The organism is Pseudomonas bharatica CSV86 (assembly GCF_000319305.2).
Lineage (GTDB): Bacteria > Pseudomonadota > Gammaproteobacteria > Pseudomonadales > Pseudomonadaceae > Aquipseudomonas > Aquipseudomonas bharatica.
The window spans coordinates 704084-722279 of sequence record NZ_AMWJ02000002.1 but is presented as its reverse complement, the minus strand read 5'-3'; the positions used below and the strand labels follow the sequence as shown (position 1 = coordinate 722279).

Annotated in this window: 20 protein-coding genes; 10 read left to right on the top strand and 10 right to left on the bottom strand. The window is 54.2% G+C overall.

The annotated features are described in order from the left end of the window. The first annotated feature begins 216 nt into the window (after positions 1–216). Both CSV86_RS33460 and trfA read left to right on the top strand, forming a co-directional pair. Complete coding sequence (locus CSV86_RS33460; protein WP_170394912.1) at positions 217–405, top strand: helix-turn-helix transcriptional regulator; 189 nt, start codon at positions 217–219, stop codon at positions 403–405. Positions 406–667: 262 nt separating this feature from the next. After that, positions 668–1579, top strand: coding sequence for a plasmid replication initiator TrfA (gene trfA, locus CSV86_RS16975; RefSeq protein WP_158487716.1), 912 nt, complete (start codon positions 668–670; stop codon positions 1577–1579). A 521-nt stretch (positions 1580–2100) separates the two neighbouring features. On the opposite strand, the gene CSV86_RS16970 is transcribed toward trfA, so the two are convergent. Next, a complete protein-coding gene (locus CSV86_RS16970; protein WP_037060128.1) occupies positions 2101–2832 on the bottom strand; it encodes a TraX family protein in 732 nt (243 codons plus the stop codon). A gap of 527 nt (positions 2833–3359) precedes the next feature. On the opposite strand from CSV86_RS16970, the gene CSV86_RS16965 reads away from it, so the two are divergent. The 6 genes from CSV86_RS16965 (at position 3360) to CSV86_RS16945 (ending at position 8430) form a co-directional block, all read left to right on the top strand. Then, entirely contained in the window at positions 3360–4043 is a 684-nt protein-coding gene (locus CSV86_RS16965) for a YiaD family glycine zipper/OmpA-like lipoprotein (RefSeq protein ID WP_009399014.1), read from the top strand. Continuing rightward, positions 4043–4342 carry a hypothetical protein gene (locus CSV86_RS16960; RefSeq protein WP_009399013.1) on the top strand — a complete coding sequence of 100 codons (300 nt, stop codon included), beginning with the start codon at positions 4043–4045 and terminating at the stop codon, positions 4340–4342. Before CSV86_RS16965 ends, CSV86_RS16960 begins: the two co-directional genes overlap by 1 nt. Beyond that, on the top strand, positions 4329–5144 hold the full coding sequence (locus CSV86_RS32030; RefSeq protein ID WP_240160525.1) for a hypothetical protein: 816 nt from the start codon (positions 4329–4331) through the stop codon (positions 5142–5144). Before CSV86_RS16960 ends, CSV86_RS32030 begins: the two co-directional genes overlap by 14 nt. A gap of 570 nt (positions 5145–5714) precedes the next feature. Next, positions 5715–6245: a hypothetical protein gene (locus CSV86_RS16950; protein WP_009399011.1), complete on the top strand. Its 531-nt coding sequence runs from the start codon at positions 5715–5717 to the stop codon at positions 6243–6245. Then, positions 6245–7003 carry a hypothetical protein gene (locus CSV86_RS32025; RefSeq protein ID WP_240160524.1) on the top strand — a complete coding sequence of 253 codons (759 nt, stop codon included), beginning with the start codon at positions 6245–6247 and terminating at the stop codon, positions 7001–7003. Before CSV86_RS16950 ends, CSV86_RS32025 begins: the two co-directional genes overlap by 1 nt. After that, the gene (locus CSV86_RS16945) at positions 7000–8430 is read left to right on the top strand and encodes a hypothetical protein (RefSeq protein WP_240160523.1); all 1431 of its coding nucleotides are present in this window, start codon (positions 7000–7002) and stop codon (positions 8428–8430) included. Before CSV86_RS32025 ends, CSV86_RS16945 begins: the two co-directional genes overlap by 4 nt. Before the next feature lie 254 nt (positions 8431–8684). On the opposite strand, the gene CSV86_RS16940 is transcribed toward CSV86_RS16945, so the two are convergent. The 9 genes from CSV86_RS16940 to CSV86_RS16900 all read right to left on the bottom strand — a co-directional run bounded on the left by CSV86_RS16940 (position 8685) and on the right by CSV86_RS16900 (position 14974). Beyond that, entirely contained in the window at positions 8685–9434 is a 750-nt protein-coding gene (locus CSV86_RS16940; RefSeq protein ID WP_009399009.1) for a hypothetical protein, read from the bottom strand. Continuing rightward, positions 9431–9757: a hypothetical protein gene (locus tag CSV86_RS16935; RefSeq protein ID WP_170394909.1), complete on the bottom strand. Its 327-nt coding sequence runs from the start codon at positions 9755–9757 to the stop codon at positions 9431–9433. Before CSV86_RS16935 ends, CSV86_RS16940 begins: the two co-directional genes overlap by 4 nt. Continuing rightward, positions 9754–10560, bottom strand: a complete 807-nt coding sequence (locus CSV86_RS16930; RefSeq protein ID WP_170394906.1) for a TraM recognition domain-containing protein — start codon at positions 10558–10560, stop codon at positions 9754–9756. The genes CSV86_RS16935 and CSV86_RS16930 overlap by 4 nt, the downstream gene beginning before the upstream one ends. Beyond that, positions 10557–11978, bottom strand: a complete 1422-nt coding sequence (locus tag CSV86_RS16925) for a P-loop NTPase family protein (RefSeq protein ID WP_170394903.1) — start codon at positions 11976–11978, stop codon at positions 10557–10559. The genes CSV86_RS16930 and CSV86_RS16925 overlap by 4 nt, the downstream gene beginning before the upstream one ends. Before the next feature lie 76 nt (positions 11979–12054). Continuing rightward, positions 12055–12546, bottom strand: a complete 492-nt coding sequence (locus CSV86_RS16920) for a hypothetical protein (RefSeq protein WP_009399007.1) — start codon at positions 12544–12546, stop codon at positions 12055–12057. Continuing rightward, positions 12546–12881, bottom strand: coding sequence for a hypothetical protein (locus tag CSV86_RS16915; protein ID WP_009399006.1), 336 nt, complete (start codon positions 12879–12881; stop codon positions 12546–12548). Before CSV86_RS16915 ends, CSV86_RS16920 begins: the two co-directional genes overlap by 1 nt. Before the next feature lie 29 nt (positions 12882–12910). Then, complete coding sequence (locus tag CSV86_RS16910; protein ID WP_158487715.1) at positions 12911–13660, bottom strand: hypothetical protein; 750 nt, start codon at positions 13658–13660, stop codon at positions 12911–12913. A gap of 17 nt (positions 13661–13677) precedes the next feature. Beyond that, positions 13678–14400, bottom strand: a complete 723-nt coding sequence (gene stbB / locus CSV86_RS16905) for a StbB family protein (protein WP_009399004.1) — start codon at positions 14398–14400, stop codon at positions 13678–13680. Between the two features lie 28 nt (positions 14401–14428). Further along, on the bottom strand, positions 14429–14974 hold the full coding sequence (locus tag CSV86_RS16900) for a hypothetical protein (protein WP_009399003.1): 546 nt from the start codon (positions 14972–14974) through the stop codon (positions 14429–14431). 353 nt (positions 14975–15327) lie between these two features. Here CSV86_RS16900 and CSV86_RS16895 point away from each other — a divergent pair, with 353 nt between their 5' ends. Further along, entirely contained in the window at positions 15328–15762 is a 435-nt protein-coding gene (locus tag CSV86_RS16895) for a hypothetical protein (protein ID WP_009397324.1), read from the top strand. Beyond that, positions 15759–18179 carry a MobF family relaxase gene (gene mobF / locus CSV86_RS16890; RefSeq protein ID WP_170394900.1) on the top strand — a complete coding sequence of 807 codons (2421 nt, stop codon included), beginning with the start codon at positions 15759–15761 and terminating at the stop codon, positions 18177–18179. The genes CSV86_RS16895 and mobF overlap by 4 nt, the downstream gene beginning before the upstream one ends. Positions 18180–18196: the final 17 nt, after the last annotated feature.

Here is an 18196-nt window from a genome sequence, read left to right as displayed (position 1 = left end):
TTAGATTAAATGGTTATTTGAATTTTGCCTTTTAGATTAGTTGTTGTCTTTTGATGCTAAGTGCACTCTATAGGTCCGCATAAAAATATATAAATGCAATTCACATAGTAAAACAATCCCAAAATCAGCAGTTTATGGGTAATTGCAGGCGGATTGACGTGTCCGCTTGTGTCACGAATGATCAGCGTCACATGATTCGATAACGAGATATATGTGATGGAAATTCAAACTACCCAGCAGGTTTGCGAGATCTTTAAGATTTCGCGTTCAACGCTTTATCGGCTCTCGAAGAATGATCCTGATTTTCCACAGCCGTTGCATTTCGGTCGTGCAATTCGCTGGAATCTCGTAGATATCTGTGAGTTTTACTTGCGGCAGAAACATACCTCAAAGAAACGTGCCTGAAAATCCCGTGCGAGAGGGGCTTCTAGGTAACTACGTTCGGCGGCCAGTTTTTGGCGGAAGTCTGCGAGCGTAAAAGGCGGATAATTTATGTGTATGTATTGCAGGCTTGCAAGCATTAATTTCGCGTACCTCACCTACCGAGCAAGGTTATTTGTAGTAGGGGGAGTTTTGCTAAAGCGCTGCCCTTCGGATCACCGTATGACTCTTTTTCATTCGCTCGGGCGCATTTCTCGCTTAAAGCTAGCGGAGTGGGTGGGTCAGTATGTATGAGCTTTGGCCGGAGCAGCAGATTGCGTGCAGCATACCTTCAAGAGCTCATGCAATTTTGAAAAGACGCTCACAAGAGGCAGCGGAGCGCGAAAGTTATAGAAATGCCATTGAGGCTGAAGTAGGACATCCAAGCACCGAGGTCACTCCTGCTCAATATAAATTTCCTTTTCTGCCTATGATGGCTTCGGCCATGCCTACTCAGTGGACCAGAACGGGCTTATTTTCAAACCTCAAAAAAGGAGCCCGGAGAACGTTAAAGAACCAAATACTTGAGGGGCGCTCTGATTGCTTGGTAAGAATGTCAGGCGAGGAGTTAGATATGTATGATAATGATGTTTTCTTACATACGATTCAGTTGTCTCAAGGTGCATCTCCAGGCGAAATGACTTTTTTTGAGCGCTCAGCATTTTTACGTGCCATTGGTCGTGGAAGCGATCTTTCATCAGAAAGTTATCGAAGGCTCCATGATTCAATGGAGCGACTTGCAAGCGCTATCATATTTGTTCAAGGCCGGCTGGGAGGTGAGAGCTTTAGGCTGATAGACAAATTGAGGTGGGGGGTAGGGGGGCAATACTCCATAGAAATGGATACTGAGATTGTTTCAATATTTTCTAATGAGTTTCTTGCGTTCATTGATATGGATGTTCGGGTGAGGCTAAAGAGTCCCTTGGCAAAATATCTTCAGAATTATATAGCTGGTCATCAGGTTGGGTCGCATGGAATAGGTTGCGAAAAACTCAGAGTATGGAGTGGGTCGCGGGGGCGTCCAAGGGACTTTACTTGCCGGGCATTACCGAGTGCACTGGGTGAACTAGAGGATGAGGGAGTTATCAGAGGCTGGTCAATTGCAGAAGGCACGGTTCGATGGACACGGGTTCCTCACACCAAAAGCAAGAAACCGTGAGTTATCCACAGGCATCGGGGTATCTGCGCAGCGTGCTTCGGGGTATCTGCGCGTCACTTCGGGGTATCTGCGTCAATTATCGGGGTATCTGCGCGGGTCAATTGCCGGAGAGGGCGTGGGCAAGGGCTCCAGGAGCGTTCGGGCTGCTTAACATGCTTTTAAAATGATTTAACATCAGGCCTCGGGGATGTTCGGAGTAAAGTGGAGGGATCGAAAATGCTGGACGGTCATGGGTGATCCCTTTTTGGCTGGAAGTGATGCATTATCGAACCTCAGGAGTGGGGTGGTTATCGTCGGGGTATCTGCGCGGTCTGAGGCGTCACACCTGCTTTATGACCAAGCGCCTTAGGCGCTTGAGAAGCCCCGGAAGGGAAGGAAGTGAATTATAGCGTCGACGTTTCGTTTGAAGGCCGTATGATGGTTTGGGCAGTGCCAACAAGAGCCCATGTAGCTAGCTTTCCCCCTGGAAGCTCGCGTGCGATGGGAGCAGGCCGCAGTTAACTCGTCACGAGCTGGGCGAATCAGAATGCTACTGATAGCGAGCTGAGTAGTAGCAAGTGGATCGGATAAATGGGGTACAGCCAGGCTTTGACGGAGCTTAACGGCCGAACCTGGATCTGCAGTAGAGTCAATCCGAGCACTGGTGCTAATGCGGCTGCGCTGATGACCGCATGATCCATCGATGGCAGATCATGCAGCAGAAAAATCGAACTGCCAACATTTGCGATAGCGGCGAGAAGAGCGGATAAGGACCAACTTACGATTTTAATATCTAGCTTCCGTGCCCGAAGCGCGATTACCAGCGCAGTAGGTAAAAACACTCCAGCTACGCCATAGCTCAGTATCGGACGGAACGCGGTTGTGATCATCAGGGCCAGGATCCCGCATAAGATCAGTCCAGGAGTCCGATGATGCATCGCCTGAGCGATAACTAGGCCAAGTGCTATAACGAACAGAATATTTAAATGCCCGTTGTCGAAATATCTCGAATACGGCCATTGGCTCAGGATGGCGAATAGTAATATCCCGCTCAGATATTTCAGTCCGACTGGGCAACTGATTGGCTGTCGGACAACATTTGCCGCGATTGCGAGGCTGAATAAGGGGTATGAAAACCGACCGATAATCCGCATCCACCACATGTTTTCCTGTATTTCACTAGGTAGCACAAACCAGGTGTGATCGATGATCATTGTAAATAGTGCGATCCACTTAACTAGATCAAGTGAGTTGTCTCTTTCGAAATTTTTCATTATTGGCCTGCAAGGCTATTTATTAGTGTTGATTGTATATGGGTTCTACGCTTGTGATATATATTTATCATGAATGTTTGTGGGTTAAGTGCTTGTGCGTGCAGTTGTGCTGGGGGATAATTGCATTCAACAAGTGTTCTGTAGTTAATTGCTGTGCGCCGAGCTTCCCCGAACAGCGGTAGGGCTTGTTCGTTGACCGAAATCTATATTCTCACTCTGTTGAGCCAAGGTCGGATCGACCAGGACGAAGCCACTGAGTGGCGCGGTGAGTACCGCGACTACGAGCCTTCACAGCCCTAAAGTCAGACTAATCCAGTCGGGCAGCAACTCGGCTGGAGTTTTAAGCAGTACGGTGTAGATATAAGTTGCACACTGAACTTCCTCGGATCAGCGACAGGGGAGGGGAGGCAATAAAAAGAAACGCCCTATCGGGTCTTCGCTGTGACACCAGTTGATCTGCCGCTCCCGCGGCTTCGCATGCCATTGCGTGCAAACCAAATCAACCCGTCGTAGTAAAGGACTCGACAATGAAAAAGATCATCTCCGCTTCGCTCATCATCAGCATCCTCTCCCTGGCTGGCTGCGCCAACCTCGCCCCGACCGACAAAGACGGCTCGCGCAACCAAACCTTGACCTGGGGCAGCATCGGCACCATCGCCGGCGCCGCTGCAGGTGCACTGATTAATAAAGACAACCGCGGCAAGGGCGCACTCATCGGCGCCGGTATCGGCGGCCTGGCCGGCGCGGGTTACGGCGTCTATGCCGACCGCCAAGAGGCCTATCTGCGTAAAGCCACCGCTGGTACTGGCATCGAAGTGCAGCGCCAAGGCGACGACATCAAGCTCGTGATGCCTGGCGCGATCACTTTTAACACTGGCTCGACCGAGCTGTCGCCGGCGGCGGCATTCAACCTGGACAAGCTCGCGGGCTCGTTCAAGTCCTACGCTGACAACAACGTCGAGGTCACTGGCCACACCGATAACGTTGGCAGCAATGCCAGCAACATCGAGTTGTCGCAGAAGCGCGCCGTCAGCGTCGGTAAGCACCTGATCGGCCAGGGTATCGATAAAACTCGCATCCAAGTCTACGGTGCTGGCCCGTCCCAGCCGATCGCAAGCAACGGCACGGAGGAGGGCAGGGCGCAGAACCGCCGCGTTGAGATTCGACTCAAGGCGCCGATCCAGCCCGTGGCCATGGATAAGGCTCAGTAATGAGCCTGCGCCTGGCTTCACCGCCAAGCCTGGATGTCGCCCTGCTCCTGATGCAGGGCGCGCACCTGGAAGCGGTCGCACTGATGGTTGAGTCCGGTGCTGTCGACCTGATGGAGCTTGAGGAACTGAAGATCAAAATTGGCGTATATGCCGAGATTGGTTCCAGCACGAAGATCCGGCTTGCTCCAGGTACACGCGAAAAACTGCATCACGGCTCTGTTGAGGTTAAACAGATGATCCAGGCCTGGCGCGAAGCGCAGCAGGACCTGGTGCGGGAGATAAACGATGAACGCACTTAGTATTGTCTGGCCCGGATTCACGGCCGCTCGCCGGATCGCTCGCAGTCCAGTGCGCTTTCTGGTCGCCGGCCTAGAGGCCTGTGTCGACTTTGGTCGTGATGTTTCGATTCCTGGTTTCCGCTGGCTCGCTGCTCTGGTGATGTTTGCGCTGGTGTTCGGTTGCGGCGCTGCTGCGATGACCTGGCCGTTTGCGATCGCCGGCCTGACGTACGCCGCTCACATCGGTGACAGCTGGATCTGCTGTCCTGGGCATGCTGTACGTGACTGCAGCCGCTTACTTGGCCTTGCTCACTCATCAGGTGATCGAGCAATGAGCCCGCTGATACACAATTCATGCGATGCGGTTGAAAATTGCGAAGTAACGAGGACTGAAATTATGAAAATCAAAATCGCCATACTAGTGCTGGCTCTGGTCGCCCTGGTTGGGTGTGGCGAACAGAAGATGAATCAGGTCATGCCGAAAGCTGCGACTACTGACGCAGTTTACAGTGCGAAAGCCTCGCAATATCTGGAGGATGCACTCGGCACACCAAAGGCAAAAAAAATCGAAATGACCTTCTGGAATGAGAAAAGCAATCCAGACACCGGCTATTTATCCCTGATCATCGATGGCGTCGAAAAAATCCGTCCCATTGACAACTACGGTGGCGTCAATCGCCGAACAGCAAGCACGGATGGGTTTAAGTTTGTTTTTGAGAGTGGCACTTGGCGCGCATATGTAGCCGAGAAGGACATCGAGACCCATGGTGAGCATCCCCAGGAGTTCTACAACGAGATGACTGGAATACTTCGCCGGTACTGATCAAACTTCGCAAATAAGCCCCTCAATGAGGGGTTTTTTGTGGGTGTGACATTAATAATAAAGCCATAGTTTATAGCTATTAGTTTGAGGGCTGTGAGTGCTAAATTTTTCGTAATATTTGATTATTATATGCTTACGGAATTGCAAAAATATTTGCTTGATTAGAAATATGCAATTGGAAGGTTTTGGTGTCGGCTCTTAAAATTTAGTCATTAGAAATTCGAAAGGAAAGAGTGTGAGCATTACAGTGGATAAACTTAACCGCGCTTTGGCTGCTCTCCGTGAGATTCAAGTCAAGGCGGGCGAATTACCTGAAATCTGTGAGCACGATGCTCACGTAATAGCAGCCCTGGCTGGGACTGTAGAAATAATCTTAGGTGAGGAGACTAGAAATGCTGCTTAAAGAGGTCTCAGTAAAGATTCCACGAACGATTGGGATTGGTCTGATTATCTACTTCGGTCTTGTTGTTCCTGGGCGTGAATCCACACCCATGGCTCACCCAAATACATTCGCTAAAGTGCAGGTTCCGCCTGTTCCAATCCCGCCAGTTTATACTAGTGAGGTTGATCATGAGTAAGGTCAAAACAGTCGCGGGTTATCTGACTGGCTACAGCCAGACGAAGAATGCCGCACGCGAGCTGAAGTATTCAGTGAGTTTGCCTATCTACTTTATTAAAGGGGGATGCCGCTGGTTCAAGGCTATTCGTGACCAGGCGAAAGCTGATCGTGAGTTGGCGGAAACTGATGATCGCCTGCTCTGGGATAAAATGTGCCAAGATTGCATGATTACTAATGATTCATTGCGGCGTGCCTATAAGTCACTTTTGTTCGTAAACGCAATTCTTATTTTCGGTATAGCTGTGGTGCTCGGCAATCTGGTTGCAAGCTGGGATCGGGGGAATCTCATAATTTTTGCAAACGTGGCGTTTCTAAATATGGTGTGCATGATGCTTTTTCAAAATGCATATCGAGTAAACATGGCCTATTCACAAAGCGCTCCACCAGTAATTAAATTCATGAGGGATGTTATACGTAATCCGAGGTTGCTTATAGGTAAAAATTTGCCGGCTGATTATCAGGTTCGCGTGAGGGCTAAGTGATGAATAGCTTTTCACAGTTGGTTTTGTCTTGGATGTTCGGACGCTGGATGTTTGATACATCAAACGTTACGAGTTTTGTTGCGCAGGACGTGACACCGCTGACAATATTTGCCTCCGCGTTCGCAACACTTGGCCTCGCGATGTTCGGCGCCCTCGCGGCCTGGGCCATGTTTCTTGGTATTTTCCGACTCAAGAACAACGGTAATTTTTTCGGCGCAAAAGATGGAAACGAGGCTTTTTTCTACCCGTTGCGGGTGATTCTTGCCTTGACTCTAGTTGCACCAGTTATACCTGTCTCTAGTGCTGGCGGAATTCCGATCACGTTAACGCCTGGACACGCTCTTGTCGCAGGTGTCTCCAAATCTGCGGCCGAATTCGGAGACACGATGCAACACGATGCATTTGAGCTGATGCATCGCCATAACCTGTTTAGCGATCCGAAATTTCGAGTTGAGGTCGACGCGAAAGTTGCGTTGGATATGCTAAATAGCTGGAAAGTCTCAGCGGTCCAACTTGCTGCTCTTAAGATATTTCGAGATCCGAACGCGCAACTAACTTCGCTATCGAGTCGTGACGTTGCGGGCGAGGCCATAAAAATAAAATGGAATCAGGTCTACGGCGTTAAATACCCTGCCGTGGGCTCGACTGACACCGCTGCAGGCGTGTATATCGCAAATGCAGGCCGATCTTTACAGATACCATTAATTCCTCCGAGCGACGAATTGGCCCGTGCTGTCAGCATGGGGTTTCGCGATTGATCGAACCCGACGCTGTTACTGGTACGGTCGAGCGGGAAATGGAAACCGAGGGGTGGTTTTGCCAAGCCGGTTGGTTGTCGTCAGTGACCTGCAGTGATGAGTATGCACAGGTCAAGAAAAACAATGCCTCCTCTATCGAAGTCGGTATAGCCTCGGCTCAGCGTGAGATCTGGATCGGTCTGGTCGAGCATGCTGTCCAGCAGGCGATTTTGGCTCGCGATGGGACTGTGGGGGCAGGTGCAGCGAAGAAGTTTTTTGAGGAAAGTATTACATGGGCCAGTCAGTCCGCAGACTGGTACAAAACTATGGTTGAGCAAACCATCAGCACCACGATTGCCACTGACCAGTCTGCTCGTAGTGAAGCGTATTTTGAAGAAGTAAAGCACTGGGGCTGGATGCTCGGCGGCACGTTTGTGTTGCGCGCAGCGAGCGATTTCTCACGTGCTGCTAGCTACGCAGAGGGTGCGACCGCACAGATGATGCCCAAATCCACACTTTCGGCGATGACTCCGGGCGACTCGCTCTCAAAATTGGTCGAAAGCGAAGCACTAGCGCAGATTCAACCTGGAAATGTTGGTGCTCAAAAGTCTCTGCTGGCTAGAGTTTTCTCGCTCGATATCCTCAAATCCACGACCGGCCCCTCGAACCAGAATATCCACAACATTGCATCTTGGGGACGCTCGCTTGTAGGCACAGGCATTGGATTCTTTGCGGGCGGGACGATCGCGAAATACATCCCCGGACTCAACTCAATCACTGATGGGACGCTGCCAAAAGCAATCGGAGGAGTAATGATCGTCTCTGGCGGGTTACTTGGCTACGTGATGCCTCTATTGTTTGCCATCTATGGACTGATGGGGGCAATCAGCTGGCTCGTAGCCGTTGCTACAACCTTTTTCGGAGTGACGCTCTGGTCGGCTGGTATGGCCGCACCGAAAGGCGAAGAGCACACCTCTCAATTGTCGGCAAAAGGTTGGAATGCCTTCATCTTCATCTTTCTCTACCCTGCTTTGGCCGTGGGTGGCCTGGCAGCTGCGATTGTGATTAGCGCTGTCGGCCTAGCAATGGTCCAGGCGATGGCTATGGGACTTTGGGGGATGTTTGATCCTGGTGTCGCCGATGTCGGCCGTCCGCTGGAAAGCCTCGGAGGGATACTGATCGGCGGATTGCTGATGGTCGTAGTGATTATCCTGCTGTCCTGGAACGTAGTTGTCACCAGTGCTCAGTTGATCACCTCATTTCCCCGTAGTGTGCTCAATATGATTTCGCTCAGTGAGCCGGGCCTAAATCCTTACGAGAACTCAATGCAGGGAATCATAGGGGGGCTTTCTATGAGCACCCGGCAGATTCTCACGGGATCTATAAGCCGGGCGATCACACCATCCCGATCGCTACCACCTCAGCAGGGCGGCGGCGCCGGTCCTTGAGCACGTGTAGGCTGTAGTCAACATGGCCGATGCGGATACCGTCCCGCTCAGCGACGATAAACCATCTTACGCTCACTGCTCCACAAACGGCCCGCTCTTGCGGGCTTTTTGCGGCGCCTGGAAAAGTACGAGATCGGACAGAGGGGAGCTAGAACGAATCCGGCGCACACTGTTTTCCCTTCCGGGCTCGGCCCGCGCAGCGGGCATAAAGAACCCGGCCGAGGCCGGGATCCTTTAGGCGCTAGCCGACCAGACTACCAATCTAGGACTCGCACTTTGCCTGGCACGCCAGTCGGTGTTGTGCGCGGCTTCGCCGCCGGCGTAGGCGCTGGCGTTTCCAGTGGCATGATCGGCTCCGGCGCCACGGGCAGGGTCGGCACAGAGCGAGAAGCAGCCGGCTGCGCCGGGGACACGGTAGCTTGCAGCTCCAGGGCCTCATTGACATAGCGCAGGTATTCAGTACCGGCCTGGACTTTCGCCCGTTCAGCCTGGTAGTGGTCATTGAGCTTCGGGCTTGTCCCGGTAGCGATCCAGCTTTCGCGATCGAGATCAATGAAAGCTTCGAATGCGACGGGATCAATGCCCTGGAGCGGCTTGTACGGTGCTGGATACCGGCGCAGCATTTCGGCAACTGCGGGATCATTGTCTTTGTCTGCCAAAAGCCGCTGGAATTGCTCCAGCAGCGCATCACGCTCAGTACTGACCTGAGTCTGCATCGCAATTATGCGCTTCTGTAGCCCGGCAACTTTAGCCGTAGCGATGCGTTTTTCCGCGGCCAGGCGTTCTGCCTTGGCTTTCTCCGCAGCCGCTATGCGCGCAGTTTCTTCACGGATCCCCTGGGTAACGTAGCCCGCGCCGGCTGCAACGGCGATGCAGAGCGTAGCGACGCCGATCGCTTTCAAGAAGCACCTGGCCTTGTCGTTTGAGGGCTCGCCGGTGATAACAGAGCTGACCTGGAGCAGTTCGCCATGCTGAGCGAGGAGATGAGCCGAAGAGTTTTTCATGCTGCCACCTCCTCAGCGCCGGGTACGTTTTTCGTTTCGCTCGGGAATGCGAACATGGGATTGAGTCGGATCTGAGCGCGACGAATAGTCCCGCAGCGATTGACCGATGCGAGCGCGGTGAATTTATTCATCGTCAGCGACCGGATCTCATCTGGTGACACGAGTGGGATCTCGCCAATCTTTACGCTGCCAGCCGGTCGCTCACGACGAATTGCAGCAGGTAACTGCTGCCATGCCTGTTCAGCGCCAAACTTCTTCGCTAACTCAGAGACCGTGCTAATAGCTTGGCCGACATGACTATACGAGCGCCCCACTTTGATCATCTCTTCTGATGTCTGCGCTTTGGCAGCCAAGGTTCCGGTGGAGTAACCCCGGCATTTGCGCCGTAAAGGTTCGCCGTGGCCACTGGGTCCGTGGTGTTCGCAGCGACCTCACAAAACACCACGCGAGGTGCAGCCCCCAGGCGCTGGGAAACGTAGTCGAGGGTCATCTCAGAGCCGACTTGCATGCTCACCACCGAACGGTATTGATCCAGGAGCATGATCGTGGCCTGCTCGTCCTGCAGTGCAACCTGCAGGCCATCGAGCCCCTGAGTCGAGTACAACGCACACAGACCGAGTGAGCGGGCTTTAGGCAGGATCGCCAGCTCTTCATGTGAAACCAAATCCTGTGCCTCGTCGACTACCAGGAGCACGGGCTCCTGACCTTCTGTTTTCCAGTTATCGCCACGGCGCTTGATCGCGCTATAGAAGCGACGCTTGGCCAGCGCCGAAATGGCAACGCCACTCTGGGTATCAGGCAGAGCCAGCCCAATCATTGCGCCGTAGAGGCAGTCCTCGATCTCGACACCGTCAACACAGTCAGCCCACGCACCAAGCTCTTGATCATTGATGAGAGTACCGAGCCAGGTTTCCAAATTGAGTTCGATAGACGAACGGGTTTCGGTGGCTTTCTGCAGGTGGCGCACCATGAACGAGTTATAAGCACGATGCAGGTGTCCAGGGAGAAGATGCATGCAATCGCCTTCGATCAGTTCTTTTGCTCGATCACGACTACTTAGGTCGAATGCGAGTTTGTAGATTGAGCTGAGGTTCCATGGCCACTCGACCCGCTCCAAGGCATTCATGAGCGCAAGAACTTTCGCCGTGCTGCGCAGTAGCTCACGGGCGAATTGCTCCCACTCGCTGCCCGAAACGTCTCCCGCATTACTTTTCTCGGAGCTGAATAGCTGGAAAAGAGTATCGGCGACTTCATCCGGCTGGAGATTCTGGATGGCGTTGAAGTTCGACGATTTAGGGCTGATGATCTGGTAGCCGGAAGGCCGGCGAGCTCTTTCGGAAGTTGACCCTTACCGTCCAATACCAGCAGGCCGCCTGCTTTTGCCTCTTGCCATTGCCAGACCACTGGCCGAATCACCGCTGCCGTTTTACCCGTCCCGGTTTGGCCCAGTACAAGCATGTGCGTCGAAAGGTCTCCCACAGACAGGCCGAAAGGCATGCCCGCTTGGGCGGGGCTATACGGATCCCGTCGTTCAGCAAATAGGTCAGTTGCAGTGCCCAGGTTGATGAATGAAGACTTTTCGCTCATTGCTCGTTCGATTTGCTCATTCAATGCGCGATCGAAGTCCGCGAATTTGCTCTTACCTTCCTGTTCAATGAGTTTGGGATAGGCGGAGACTGCCAAGGCCTCGCGGGCCGCCGCAGCTCGGGTCTTAGCGATCGAGGATAGATCGAAGATCGCTAGGAACGACCAGACTGCAGCGCCGCCAGCGGCGACCGGCGCGATGAACCAGCTCAGGGAATCGGAAGCGACGAATAGACCGGCCAGCAGAATGGCGATTCCGGCGACAGCCATTGGCATCGACTCATCGACCAGTGCTTTGCGCAAGTAGGACACCGATAGGTCATCGGGCACGATCTGACCATCAACAGGGTTGCCATCGCGATCGTACGTCCATGATCGATACGAGCCGACCAGATCGGCAGGAGTCCGAGGTGGAGTTACGCGCAGCAACACGCGAGCGCCGAACTCTTTCACATCCTGAATTTCATCCTCAGTTAGCAGCGGGCCAGCAGGGACCATCAGTCGCCAAGCCCTAGGCGTCAGACCAAGCGAGCAAAGGAGAACGTACCCCCCTACTAAAGCGATGCAGAGACCGGCAGCGATCGAACCCCATTGCCAGGCGAGACTGGAACCGTTGCGACCCATGAGGTATGCCGTAGCTGATACTAGGAAGAGCGAACCGACGCTCAGCGCGAAATTCCGTGCGCGTAGGCGCTTCTGGAGTCGAGCGCCCGAATGGAATGCAGCGCGGCCATAGAAGGCGCGGCGCGTGAGCGATGCACGATCCGATGGGAGGGCCTCGATCACATCATCGTGGAGGATCTGATCGGCCGGCCAACCGCGAGTATCCGCGCTCAGTTGTGGGCCAAGCGCTATGCGAATGGCCTGTGTTCGGCGCTCGCGCCATGCGCGTTTTGCTGCTTCAGGATCTGTGACCCAAAGAAGCAGATTTTCCATGTAATTACGGAATTGCGTTACCATACAATTTCTTCCTTTCGTGGGTTTTCCCTGCCGCGAAACCGGCTCACCTGAGTTGCCGCTCAGGTGAGCCACCCTTTCAATTTGCTTGTTTATTTGCGTTCGCCGCCGCAGCAATTTGAGCGCTCTCGATTACCAGCGCCCGCGATGCATCAGCTATTTTTGCTCGAGTGTCCGCATTGCGGACCCGTTGCTCAAAATGACGCAATTGAGGCATCCGGCCTGTTGTGTCTGTCTGAATCAGGTCCGATTTCATTGCGTCCAGGAAGCTGTTCAGGCTTGGATAAAACCTGAGGCTGCTGTCGTCCGGTGTAGTACCAGTTGCCAGAGCGATACGAAGAGCACGGTTCTCCGTTTCGAGGCGCGCGATTCTTAGGTCGGCGGCGATTAACCCAACGTGCATTGCCGCTTGCCCAGGCTGCTTCAGGTCATACAACCCGAGCATGTCTTCACGAGACTGAAACTGAGGTTCGCTCAATCCCGGCAGGCAATCCACAAGAGGACAAGCGCCCACTTGACCCGTGAAGGCTGCGACCAGTGCCGATGCTGCAATTAGGGTTCTGTTATCCATCACATTGATCTCCCGGCTTGTTCGCCCTGTTTGTCGTGGCTGACCTGATGATCAGTCAGTTTTTTTTGCTCTTCCTGGACCACCTCCTGGGCATCTTTGCGCTGCTCAGCGTTGGATGCTGGAGCGTCGTCCCGCTGCTGATGTTGCTTATGTAGCTCTTCCATGCGCGGATCCTTGGCCAGTGTGTCCAGACCATCGAGGTCCCGCCCTTCAAGGCGTTTGAACTCTTCGCGCTCCTCATGTCGGGCGCGGATAAAAGCCTCTGCGTCACTGCCAAGTAGGCTCACCTTCTTTTTTCGGGCACGAAAATCCCCATCATCGCCTTGGTTGACCATGCGATTTCTCCTTCAGTAGTGGTTGCGCGTTAGCGCTGTTGTTTGGCGTGGATTTGTTGGTTTAGGTATTGGCTGGCCATCGGCACCAGGACGCTGAGCGACACGACGATGCCGATTGCCAGACCCGCGCAAAGGTCGATCAAGCGAGCTGTACCTGTGCGCTGAGCCGTGGCCGCAAAGTTGGTGGTCATCTGGCGCAAGGCGTTGTCTTTGTCCTGTTCGAAGTACGTCAGTCGCTCTGTCACTGCAGCCGACTTAACTTTCTCTGCGTCGAGTTGGCCTCGCAGCTGGTTGCGCTCTGCGAAGTAGTTAGCTGAACTCTCGCCTAGCTGCGCCATCGCCGCTTTAACGCGCCCGGCTAGGTCATTGATGGCGACCTCAACCGCTTCTCGCTCAACTTGAAGCTTGGCATCGATGATCGAATCAGCCAGCACTTGAGCAATCCCCTCGCGCAGGGAGGCTCGGAAGTCGATCTCATCGGCCGGCTTGAGCAAACGACCTGGTAGACCGGCGATCTGCCGGCTGAGGGAGTCGAGCGTTCGCGAGAAGCCATCCAAGTTCATGGTGTCGATTGATGATGCTGCGCCACGGATATTTTCTGCAGCATCGAGCAGTAACTCTGCAATTCCCTGCTGCTCGCCAGAGCCGTGTAGGGATCGATCGACGGCGACCATCTGATTTGCTGTTGCCTCAAAACGATCAGCCAGCTCGAAGTGATCGCGGAAGAGCTCGCGCAGCATCAGTTGCTCCCGTGTGAGAGCAGCTTCGCTGACATTCATCGGGAGCGCGCTCATCGTCAGGCCCCCACCGTCGAAGTCAGCAGTTCGAAAACATGCTGCAACTGTCGATCCATCGATTTGGACTGCTTGGTGATAGCCAGCATGTCCATGGCACGACGCCAAGCCTTCTTGTCGTCGGAGCGAGTTGCTTCTTTCAACTCGGCCTTGTAATCGGTGATATCACTCAGTGCTTGGACGATGTTCATTTTCTTATCTGAGAGCAGGGCGAAAAGCTCCGACTCAGGGACAACGCATGCCGGATTGGCAAACGCCACACCGCTTTTTTTCGCGAAGTTCAGCACGTCCGCAAACTCAGCCTCGACGCCATCAACGACTCGGTTGAACACGAACTGAATTTTTTTTGGAGGAACACCGAGAGCGCTGAGCATGTGGGCCGTTTTCATGGCCTCAGTGCGTTCCTTGGTGTCAGAAGTACAGGGGATGACGAACAGATCGATTTCATCGTGGCCATCCTCGAAACGGGAAAGGCCGACCAGGAAGTCTTCGATGTTCGATGCGCCAACATCCAGGATCAAATCGTCGGTGGAGGCAAGTTCCGCATAGATCCGGGCGAACTGCTCGCCCTTCAGTTGCTCAACGGCAGCGCCAAGGTCACCACCCGCGGCGTTGATCGTTTCTACTGCCAAGATCTTCGCTTCCGGCATACGTGGCGCGAACAGGTTTACTGAGAGGGTGGTCTTGCCTTGGTTGCCGCCAAGGTTGACGAGTGCTACGCGCATTTTTCTCTTCCTTTCGTAGATGTTCCGACTAGTCGTCGGTTCGGTACTTCTCTGGATCAAGCTGACCAGTCATCGCTCGGAGATCACCAGCGGTAAGTGGCGGTTTTTTTGCTGATATTTCAGCGGTTTTCACTTGTTGCACCGGAGAGGTTTTAACCTTTAGGTGACGGTCAATTTGCTCCTGCTCTGCCGGGCTCGGTGAGGCTGTCAACTCTTCGTGAGCTGGCTTTGAACCGTCCTGATAGACCCGGTTTTCCTTCTTGCCTCGCTTGTTTGCACCCAGATACGAGGCGTATTCCTCTGGCATGTTCTCGACCATGAATTTGCGTACGGTCTTGAGATCGACCTTGATGCCAAGTGCTTCATCAAGTGCCCGATGGATGTCCTTTACGGTTTTCCCGCGCTGCATCAATAGGGCGATCTGTACTCGCACCGGATTCAGTAGGCGATAACCAGCCCCACGCCGGTTCTTCTGCTCGGTGGCTTCCTCTTTTGCGAGCCATGCCTCCAGTTCTGCAGCCATCTCTTCGGCTTCCTGTTGTTCCGCGATCAGGTCCTCAGGGCGTTTGAACATCCCGACATCCTCCAGTGTGCTGTTAATGGTTGAAACTGGATTTTAGTGGGCCTTTCTGGTTTTACACACCCCTTGGAGTAGATTTAAATCTGGTTTTATCTGGTCGTCAATGGATATTAATGGTTTTTCATAGTGGTTTTTATGGCTTTACTGGTATTGCTATGATGGTTTTTCTGGATTATTGTGGTTTTGCAATGAGGTTTTCTTAACACATCTGCACCCTTCGGGTGCTTCGCGTCGACCCGGAGCCCGCGCTATGCACGGCCTCCAAGCCGGAAAAGCAACAAAGCAAAAGCAAGGTACGCCGGCTAAAGCCGTCTACCTGAGAAGCGTTCTCAGAAGGGAAAAGGAAGATGGCGCGGAAGAAGGCCGGGGCGAAGACCTCGACCCAGTACCTGGATGAAGTTGCGGCGGTGCGTCTGGAACGCCTTTCGGCTCGCCTAGGCGTTGCTCAAGGCCGCGTGCTTGATGCCCTCCTGTCCTTGCGCACAGACGAAGAAATTGCCGGCTTCATGGCAGCGCAGCGTTTCAGCGCCGACCCTTCCCGACCTGTTCCCGTTCTCCTCGATGGTCCAGTTGTGGCTTCGATGGCTGGCGCAATCACCCAGTCCGTTTCTTCCCTTCTGGGCTCTGCTCTTCCTGATCTGCTGTTGCAGGTTCTCGCCAGCCAGGCCGAGCGCCGGCCTGAACTGCTCGCTGGCACCGTCGAGCCGATGCTCAATCGGCTCGTGCCGATGGTTATGGATCGCCTCATTGCCGAGCAGACAGGCATGGAGATCGAGAGATGAGCCACTACGGGATGAGCAACCAGAAGACCACGGCCGGCAACTTTGCAGCCAAGGCCAGCTATTTCGAAAAGAAACTGAAGGAGCTCCAGGCCTTACGTGAGGAGCGCATTACTCTGGGCGCAGAGCGTGGTGTGACAGATGAAGTCATGGCTACCGAGCTGGCGAAAGTCGATGCCGAGATCGCAGCGATCGTCAGTCAGGTGGAAGGCGACCAGGGCACAGGGCGCGAGGACTACTACCACAAGTCCGGCACCGACACCTTGGCATCGGGTATTGCCGGCCCGTTGGCCAGCAAGCTGGGCCTCGGCGAGCATCCCCAGGATGGCGATTACCTAGCTCTTTTCCGTGGCATCAACCCGCGCACTGGTGAGGCGCTCCTCGATGAGAAGCGCCGAAAGGCCATCGACAAGGCTATTCAGGAAGCTGAATCAAAGAAGGCAAACCCGTCCACGAAAAAGCAGCTCGACGCCGGCGATCTGGAGCGACTAGAGAAGGAAGGCAAAGAAAAGGCGGCAAAAGATCCCGTCCTCGGCTTCAGTTCGTGCGTGAGCCTTCAGAAATCTATCAGCATCTACTGGGCTAAGGCTGACGACGAAACTCGCCGAGTCATCCAGGAGTGCATGATGGGCGCTGTAAACGACGCCATTGAGCGTGAACACCGCGTCGGCCGTATTCGCGGGCGGGAAGGTGCTCAAGGTGCGGAATCGGTAACGGGTGAGTGTGTCACGCTCACTTATGCCCACTGCACAGCACGTCGAGCACCTGGTGAGGACTTCCCTGATCCTCAGCTTCACGTCCACCTTGAACGACCGAATTTCGTCCGCACCGTCGATGGCAAGTTCCTGACACTCGATGCGGGATGGCTCTACAAAAGCCAGAAAGAGTTTGGCGCGGTTGTCGATGTGGCGTTCTACCAGCGTCTCCAAGAACGCTTACCCGATTTGGCCTCGGCCATGGTCGTCGACTGGACGGGGCATGGCCTTCGTCTCAACGAATCATCGGTCTCCAAGGAGCTCGTGGCCGAGCGCTCCAAGCGCAGGGAGCAGATTCAGGCCGAAAAGATGACTATGGCCACCTCGGGCCAGGCTGCTGCCCAGGCTATCGCCGTCAGAAGCCGCGACGCGAAGGACATTGAGTTAGGAGAAAGCCTAGATACTCATTGGCGCGAAACGATCCCGACTGTCGAGCTAAAGGCATCTACACCTGAAGAGCTCAAGGCGCCGAGTCTCGCTGAATTGCAGCGCATGGTGTTCCGCGGCTCCACTGTTATCGACGAATTCGCGATCGATTCTGCAGCGGCGCACCTCACTATTGGCAAAGGTGGCCTCGACCACATCGACGCAACCAAGTCGGAGATTTTCAAACAGCTCGGACTGATCGAAATCCCCCAGTCGCCAGACGAAAGCGGCCGCACGCCACTAAGGCGATACACGACGAAGGAGTTCATTACTCTCGAAGCTGACTGCCTGAAGGCGGTTTATGCCGGCCTCAATGATCCGCGTTGGAACGTTGACCGTGCCCTCGTAGACCGGGTGATCGACGCCTACGAGAATGAAAAGCAGTCGACCCAAAAACCTGGTGAGAAGCCTTTCCGGCTCAGTCAGGAGCAGCGCCAGGCTGCATACGATCTGACGGGTCCAGGCCAGTACACATTCTTGAAGGGGGCCGCTGGCGTGGGCAAGTCCGCCACCATGGCGCCGACTTTCCGCGTATACGCCGAAGCGTTCAAGGCACAGGGGCGCCGCGTCATTGGCGTTGCGCCTGCAAACAAGCAGGCGACGGAGCTGGCGAAGTCGACCGGCATCCAGACTCAGACCGTCCATTCGTTGCTCATTAAGCACCAGGAGGCTCTGGCCGCTCAGCGGGCCGGCCAGCGCTTCAAAAAGCAGGATCTCATTGGGTGTGGCGATATCGTCGTATGCGACGAAGCCGGCATGCTGGACACCTACCAGATGCATAACCTGGTGGTGGCCTGTCACCAGGCCGGCGCCCGCCTGATCTGCGTGGGTGACAGAAACCAGCATGACGCCGTAGAAACCGCCGCACTGTTCGGCCTTTTGTATGACGCTGTTGGCGACCGCTGCGCCAAGATCGAAACGATCGCCCGTCAGACCGATCAATTCAAGCCGACTGCTCAGGCCCTCTACGAAGGCAAGGTAAGCGAAGCGATCCGCCACATGCAGCGCGACGACCAGCTCAAGGTTTTCGCGGATGGTGTGAATGAGGCTGACGAGCTGGTTGGCGATGTTTTCGCTGACATGAAAGCCGGTCTACCAGGGAAGGATGGCGTCGTTCGAGAGTTGAACTGGTCCCAGATACTCGTTCTCGCCGATACCAACGAACAGGTTCGAGCGCTCAACGACAAAATCCGCGATGCCCGATTCGCTCGTGGTGAATTGAGCGTAGGGGCAGCGTAAGCATCGATACCGAGGTA

Excerpts from the sequence above, each read along its gene's own strand:
- CSV86_RS33460 (WP_170394912.1), top strand. The coding sequence starts at position 217 with ATGGAAATTCAAACTACCCAGCAGGTTTGCGAGATCTTTAAGATTTCG.
- trfA (WP_158487716.1), top strand. The coding sequence starts at position 668 with ATGTATGAGCTTTGGCCGGAGCAGCAGATTGCGTGCAGCATACCTTCA.
- CSV86_RS16970 (WP_037060128.1), bottom strand. The coding sequence starts at position 2,832 with ATGAAAAATTTCGAAAGAGACAACTCACTTGATCTAGTTAAGTGGATC.
- CSV86_RS16965 (WP_009399014.1), top strand. The coding sequence starts at position 3,360 with ATGAAAAAGATCATCTCCGCTTCGCTCATCATCAGCATCCTCTCCCTG.
- CSV86_RS16960 (WP_009399013.1), top strand. The coding sequence starts at position 4,043 with ATGAGCCTGCGCCTGGCTTCACCGCCAAGCCTGGATGTCGCCCTGCTC.
- CSV86_RS32030 (WP_240160525.1), top strand. The coding sequence starts at position 4,329 with ATGAACGCACTTAGTATTGTCTGGCCCGGATTCACGGCCGCTCGCCGG.
- CSV86_RS16950 (WP_009399011.1), top strand. The coding sequence starts at position 5,715 with ATGAGTAAGGTCAAAACAGTCGCGGGTTATCTGACTGGCTACAGCCAG.
- CSV86_RS32025 (WP_240160524.1), top strand. The coding sequence starts at position 6,245 with ATGAATAGCTTTTCACAGTTGGTTTTGTCTTGGATGTTCGGACGCTGG.
- CSV86_RS16940 (WP_009399009.1), bottom strand. The coding sequence starts at position 9,434 with ATGAAAAACTCTTCGGCTCATCTCCTCGCTCAGCATGGCGAACTGCTC.
- CSV86_RS16935 (WP_170394909.1), bottom strand. The coding sequence starts at position 9,757 with ATGATCAAAGTGGGGCGCTCGTATAGTCATGTCGGCCAAGCTATTAGC.
- CSV86_RS16930 (WP_170394906.1), bottom strand. The coding sequence starts at position 10,560 with ATGAATGCCTTGGAGCGGGTCGAGTGGCCATGGAACCTCAGCTCAATC.
- CSV86_RS16925 (WP_170394903.1), bottom strand. The coding sequence starts at position 11,978 with ATGGTAACGCAATTCCGTAATTACATGGAAAATCTGCTTCTTTGGGTC.
- CSV86_RS16920 (WP_009399007.1), bottom strand. The coding sequence starts at position 12,546 with ATGGATAACAGAACCCTAATTGCAGCATCGGCACTGGTCGCAGCCTTC.
- CSV86_RS16915 (WP_009399006.1), bottom strand. The coding sequence starts at position 12,881 with ATGGTCAACCAAGGCGATGATGGGGATTTTCGTGCCCGAAAAAAGAAG.
- CSV86_RS16910 (WP_158487715.1), bottom strand. The coding sequence starts at position 13,660 with ATGAATGTCAGCGAAGCTGCTCTCACACGGGAGCAACTGATGCTGCGC.
- stbB (WP_009399004.1), bottom strand. The coding sequence starts at position 14,400 with ATGCGCGTAGCACTCGTCAACCTTGGCGGCAACCAAGGCAAGACCACC.
- CSV86_RS16900 (WP_009399003.1), bottom strand. The coding sequence starts at position 14,974 with ATGTTCAAACGCCCTGAGGACCTGATCGCGGAACAACAGGAAGCCGAA.
- CSV86_RS16895 (WP_009397324.1), top strand. The coding sequence starts at position 15,328 with ATGGCGCGGAAGAAGGCCGGGGCGAAGACCTCGACCCAGTACCTGGAT.
- mobF (WP_170394900.1), top strand. The coding sequence starts at position 15,759 with ATGAGCCACTACGGGATGAGCAACCAGAAGACCACGGCCGGCAACTTT.